The sequence below is a fragment of the Microvirga sp. GN3 genome (genome assembly GCF_055792825.1).
In genome coordinates, this window is sequence record NZ_JBVVAK010000304.1 from 1 (window position 1) to 3915 (window position 3915).

4 protein-coding genes are annotated in these 3915 nt (G+C 68.5%); all 4 read right to left on the bottom strand.

The genetic code is table 11. The features are described 5' to 3' along the window. A partial coding sequence (locus ACS5Q1_RS46845; RefSeq protein ID WP_473104616.1) for a Re/Si-specific NAD(P)(+) transhydrogenase subunit alpha occupies positions 1 to 1032 on the bottom strand: 1032 nt, incomplete at its 3' end. Positions 1033 to 1058: 26 nt separating this feature from the next. Beyond that, the gene (locus tag ACS5Q1_RS46850; RefSeq protein WP_473104617.1) at positions 1059 to 2093 is read right to left on the bottom strand and encodes an L-idonate 5-dehydrogenase; all 1035 of its coding nucleotides are present in this window, start codon (positions 2091 to 2093) and stop codon (positions 1059 to 1061) included. A gap of 11 nt (positions 2094 to 2104) precedes the next feature. Further along, positions 2105 to 3046 (bottom strand): 2-hydroxyacid dehydrogenase, encoded by a 942-nt coding sequence (locus ACS5Q1_RS46855; protein WP_473104618.1) that lies wholly within the window; start codon positions 3044 to 3046, stop codon positions 2105 to 2107. Between the two features lie 122 nt (positions 3047 to 3168). Further along, on the bottom strand, positions 3169 to 3915 hold a 747-nt coding region (locus tag ACS5Q1_RS46860), incomplete at its 5' end, for an SDR family oxidoreductase (protein WP_473104619.1).

The following is a 3915-nucleotide window of genomic DNA, read 5'->3' on the forward strand; positions in this document are numbered from 1 at the left end:
CGGGGTCAGGTCGGTGAGGAAGTGGCGGATGTTGTTGGCATACAGCGTCGAGGCCTGGGCGGCCATGCGGCTCGGAAAGTCGGTGGTGCCGATGATCGTGACGCCATTGTCCGTGACGATCGTCTCGTCCGGCACGGTCAGGTCGCAGTTGCCGCCGCGCTCGGCGCCGAGGTCGACGATCACCGAGCCCGGCTTCATGGCCTGGACCATGTCGGCGGTCCACAGCTTCGGGGCGGGCCGGCCGGGGATCAGGGCGGTGGTGATGACGATGTCGATCTCGGGCGCGAGCGCGCGGAATTTTTCCAGCTGCTTCTCGCGGAACTCCGGGCTGGACGGCGCGGCATAGCCGCCGGTGGCGGCGCCATCCTGCGTCGGCTCGAACTCCAGGAAGACGAACTGCGCGCCCATGGACTCGATCTGCTCGGCGACCTCGGGCCGCACGTCGAAGGCATAGGTGATCGCCCCGAGACTGGTGGCCGTGCCGATGGCCGCGAGCCCTGCCACGCCGGCCCCCACCACCAACACCTTGGCCGGCGGCACCTTGCCGGCGGCGGTGACCTGGCCGGTGAAGAAGCGGCCGAAGGCGTTGCCGGCCGCGATCACAGCGCGGTAGCCGGCGATGTTGGCCATCGAGGAGAGTGCGTCCATCTTCTGGGCCCGCGAGATGCGCGGCACCATGTCCATCGCGATGACCGTGGCGCCACGGGTCTTCGCCTGCTCCAGCAGGCTGGCGTTCTGCGCCGGCCAGACGAACGCGATCAGCGTCTGGCCCTGGCGCAGATGACCAATCTCGGCCTCCGTCGGCGGGCGCACCTTCGTGATCACGTCGGTGGCGGCAGAGAGGGCTGCCGCATCCGGCACGACGCTCACCCCGGCCGCAGCATAGGCGGCATCCGGGAAGCCCGCCTTCGCGCCCGCCCCGGCCTCGACAACGCATGTATGCCCGAGCTTCTGCAGCTGGAGGGCGGACTCGGGCGTCATCGCCACCCGCGCCTCGCCCGGGAAGACTTCCCTCAGAGTTCCGATCCTCATGGTGAATGTCCTGCTCTGGCGCTGTGTCAGGTGAAGCTCAGCTGGATCTTCATCGACCGGCTGCGATCGCCGGCCGCCTCGAAGGCCGCCACCGCATCGGCGATCGGAAAGATCCCGCTCATTAAAGGCTTGAGGTCGACGCGCCGCGCGTTGATGAGGTCGACCGCGAGCGCGAACTCCTCGTGGAAGCGGAACGTCCCCTTCATCTCGATCTCTTTCGCCACCACCAGGTTCTGCGGGATCGACACGTCGCCGCCGAGCCCGAGCTGAACCAGCACCGCGCGCGGCTTCAGCACCTCGAGGCCGGAGCGCACGGCGCTCCCGTTGCCCGAAGCCTCGAACTGGACGTCGAAGGTGCCCTTGTTGGCGGCGTACGCCGACAGCGCTTCCGGATCGTTCGCCACATTGATCGTCCGGTCGGCGCCGACGGCCCGCGCCTTCTCGAGCACGGCGTCCATGACATCGGTGGCGACGATCTCCCGCGCCCCGTGCGCCCGCGCGGCGATGATGGCGAGAGCCCCGATCGGGCCGCAGCCGGTGACCAGAACCCGCTTGCCCAGGAGCGAGCCGGCCCGGGTGACCGCATGCAGCGTCACGGCCAGCGGTTCGGCCAACGCCGCCTCGTTGATCGAGACCCCCTCGGCCACCTTGTGGCATTGCCAGTGCTCGGCCACCAGACGCTGCCGGAAGGCGCCCTGGATGTGCGGCATCGGCATGGCGCTGCCGTAAAAGCGCATGTTCAGGCACTGGTTCTGCTGGCCCTTGAGGCAATACTCGCAGTACTGGCACGGCCGGCTCGGCGACACCGCCACCCGGTCGCCGATGGCAAGACCCGAGACGCCCTCACCGAGGGAGCGGATGCTGCCCGCCACCTCATGGCCGAGGATCATCGGCTCGCGCACGCGCACCGTGCCGAAGCCGCCATGGTTGTAGTAGTGCAGGTCGGAGCCGCAGATGCCCCCGGCCTCGATGGCGACCTCGACCTGCCCCGGCCCGGGCGCCTCCGGCGCGCGCTCCTCGATGCGCAGGTCCTTGGCGGCATGAATGACGACGGCTTTCATGGGGCAATCCTTTAGATGACGGGCGTGAGCAGCGGCTGACGGGCAAAATGCGCCGCCAGGTTGTCGCGCACGAGCTGGCCCATCGCCTGGCGCGTCTCCACGGTCCCGGACGCGTGATGCGGCTGCAGGACGACGTTCCCCAGCGTCAGGAAGCGCTCGTCGATGGCCGGCTCGTTCCAGAACACATCGAGGCCGGCGCCCTTGATGACGTTGTGCTCGAGCGCGTCGAGCAGGGCGGCCTCATCGACGGTCGATCCACGCGAGATGTTGATCAGGATGCCGTCGCGTCCCAGCGCCTGCAGGACATCGGCGGTGATGATCTTTTGCGTGCTGGCGCCGCCCGCCAGGGTGACGATCAGGAACTCGCACTGCTCGGCCAGGACAACCAAATCAGGCACGAAGGTGTACGGCAGGTCGGATCGCTGGGCGACGTCGCAATAGGCGATCGGACAATCGAACGCGGTCAGGCGCTTGGCGACCTCGACGCCGATGCGCCCCATGCCGACGATGCCGACTGTCTTGCCGTGAACGCGGGTGACGAGATGCATGTTGGCGTTGCGCCAGCGTCCGTCCCGGACATAGGCGTCGGCCTGCGGGATCTGGCGGGCCACCGCCAGCAGCAGCCCGACGCCGATATCGGCCACGTCGGCGGTCAGGACGTTGGGCGTGTTGGTGACCCGGATGCCGTTCGCCCTGGCGTGCGGGAGGTCGATGGCATCGGTGCCGACGCCATAGCAGGAGACGATCTCAAGCTTCGGCAGCGCCGTCATAAGGTCGGCCGAGGCGCCGATCTCGCCGCGGGTGGCGATGGCCCTGACGTTGGCGCCGACATCCTTGAGAAAGGCCGCCCGGTCGGCCGCCTCCCAGAGCCTGTGAACCGTGTAGGTGTTCTCGAGGTCGTCGAGGTCCCAGGCCGGATAGGGACCCATCAGCAGGATCTCGGGCTTGGTCATGGTGAGCGTTCTCCCAGGTCGGCTTTTTGGCGGGCTGCGGCGTGCTTCAGGCGCAGCCGCGATCGTTGATCGGACGGGGATCCGTGCCCGTCATGACGGTAAGCATGGAGCGGTTCGTCGCGTCACAGGCAGGTGGTGATGCCGCCATCGACGTAGAGCGTGTGCCCGTTCACGAACGAGGAGGCGGCGCTGGCGAGGAACACCGCCGCGCCGATCAGTTCCGCGACGTTGCCCCAGCGGGCCGCCGGCGTGCGCTGCTCGAGCCAGTGCGAGAACTCCGGGTTGTCGACGAGGGCCTGGTTGAGCGGCGTCTTGAAGTAGCCCGGCGCGATGGCGTTGATCTGCAGGCCGTGCCTGGCCCAGTCCGCGCACATGCCGCGGGTCAGATTCTTCACCGCGCCCTTGGTCGCCGTGTACGGCGCGATCCCGGGCCGGGCGAGCTCGCTCTGCACCGAGGCGATGTTGATGATCTTGCCGCGTCCGCGGGCGATCATGGGCCGGGCGACCGCCTGGCCGACAAAGAACACGCTGGAGACGTTGGTGGCGAGCAGCTGCTCCCAGCGCTCGACCGGGAAGTCCTCGAGCGGCGTGCGGAACTGCATGCCGGCGTTGTTGATCAGGATGTCGATCGGGCCCTCGTCTTCGATGGCCGCGATCCCATCCCTGACAGCCGTTGCCGAGGTCACGTCGAAGATCGCCGTCGAGACCGTGTGTCCCGCCGCCGCCAGGTCGGCGGCAGCGGCCTCGATCTTGCCCGGGTCGCGGCCGTTGAGAACCACCGCCGCCCCATGCTCCGCCAGGCCCTTGGCCAGCGCAAAGCCGATGCCCTGCGACGAGCCCGTCACAACCGCACGCCGACCGGAAAGAGA

What these genes read in the sequence shown, in the direction of transcription:
- ACS5Q1_RS46850 (WP_473104617.1), bottom strand. Translation starts at nt 2,093, where the DNA reads ATGAAAGCCGTCGTCATTCATGCCGCCAAGGACCTGCGCATCGAGGAG.
- ACS5Q1_RS46855 (WP_473104618.1), bottom strand. Translation starts at nt 3,046, where the DNA reads ATGACCAAGCCCGAGATCCTGCTGATGGGTCCCTATCCGGCCTGGGAC.